A 697-nucleotide genomic window follows, 5' to 3' on the forward strand; every position below is an offset into this window, starting at 1 on the left:
AAAGTATATTTACAACTTTTTGTATAACTTTTACCGTTTACCTTTACAGTAACTTTAACAGTCGTAGTTCCAGGCTTTTTACATGTCACCCAAAAATTCCCGCAATTTTTAGCTTTTCCATTGACTATTTGAATGGTCGATTGGCAAAAAACGTCAGCAACTTCCGAATTACTGTTTTTTACAGATATCTTGACCTTACCATCATAAGGTTCTGTACAGAAAGATGTTTTATTTATTACCGATACATTAACCGGAGATGCTACAGATCCCACATTTCTAGGCATCTTGGATAATGGATTCTTTGCTGCCCATACGGATACAGACGAAGCCAAAACCATTAACACAGACAGTAACATTATTAACAGTATCTTTTTCTTTGTTTTCATAAGATAATTCCTCCTGTATACTGGACTTAAAAATTTGTTTTAATATTTTTACTATTTCAAGGCACATTCCTGGGCTTCTGATCTTTTGCTTAACGTACTGTTACAGTCACATATGCTTTCTTTTTGCCTGCCTTCACCGTAATCCGGCATTTTCCTTTACTAACCGCTTTTACCCTGCCTTTTGACGTAACGGTTGCCACCTCCTTCCGGGAACTGGAATAGGTTATCTTTTCAATTGATGTAAACGGCTGCCGGATTGGTTTTAATGCTATACTTTTTCCTTTTTTCAGTGTAACTTTTTTCGTTAAGCC

Annotated in this window: 2 protein-coding genes (1 of these 2 cut by a window edge); both read right to left on the minus strand. The window is 36.2% G+C overall.

Annotated elements, in window-relative coordinates:
* Positions 1-386 (minus strand): hypothetical protein (locus tag OCV61_RS18410; protein WP_158422949.1); only part of this gene is annotated, 386 nt, incomplete at its 3' end.
* Positions 387-475: 89 nt separating this feature from the next.
* On the minus strand, positions 476-697 hold the 3' portion of the coding sequence (locus OCV61_RS18950; protein ID WP_158422950.1) for an Ig-like domain-containing protein. It continues 39 nt past the right edge of the window; only the last 222 of its 261 coding nucleotides appear in the window; its start codon lies beyond the right edge, outside the window; it ends in the stop codon at positions 476-478.

This window comes from Blautia ammoniilytica, from assembly GCF_025566965.1.
GTDB lineage: Bacteria > Bacillota > Clostridia > Lachnospirales > Lachnospiraceae > Blautia_A > Blautia_A ammoniilytica.